At 76.2% G+C, this 668-nt stretch carries 1 protein-coding gene; it reads right to left on the reverse strand.

Annotated elements, in window-relative coordinates; translation table 11 throughout:
* Positions 1-668, reverse strand: a 668-nt coding sequence (locus CCN33_RS32310; RefSeq protein WP_483027260.1) for a lipase family protein, incomplete at both ends; no start/stop codon positions are given.

The raw sequence follows: 668 nt of genomic DNA on the forward strand, positions 1-668 counted from the left end.
GGCGGGGAAGCCGAGCAGGTCGCGGGCGTCGTAGACGTTGGTCCAGGCGGGGAAGTGTTCGGGCAGCGGCTTGCCGGGGGCGAGGCCGGGCAGGGCGCCGATCTCGTGCAGGTGGGCGGCCTGGGAGCCGACGGTGACCAGGTGGCGTACGCCGGGCAGCTCCTCCTGGGCGAGCAGGTCGACGGCGGCGATGCCGCCGAGGCTGTGCGCGAGGAGGGTGACCGGGCCGTGCTCGCGGGCGACGGCGGTGACGCGGTCCCTGATGAGGGTGCGCAGGGCGTCGCCGCGGGCGAGGTACTTGAGGATGTCGCCGGCCTGGGGGTGGATGCGGGTCATCAGCCAGGCGCGCCGCTTCTCCACGGCCCGCATCACGCCGAAGCGGTGGGCGGCCCAGCCGTGCAGCACCAGTACGCCGAGGCCGATCCCCCGTGCCTGGCCCCCGAGTTCGCCGGTGACGAGGCGTACGGCCTCGTCGCGCTGGTCGACCGTCCACATCACGGGGGTGCCCCGGCGCAGGGCGCCGCCGAGGAGGTGGGCGACGGCGGCGGTGGCGACGGCCTGGGGCAGTTGGCCGGGGCCGAGGCCGTGGGTGAGGGCGTCGCGGCCGGGTCCGCTGTCGAGGACGGCGTTCAGCGAGGCCAGGAAGTCGGCGCGGACCCCGGCGAGGT

Origin of the sequence: Streptomyces recifensis (assembly GCF_002154615.1) — a bacterium.
Classification (GTDB): Bacteria; Actinomycetota; Actinomycetes; order Streptomycetales; family Streptomycetaceae; genus Streptomyces; species Streptomyces griseoluteus.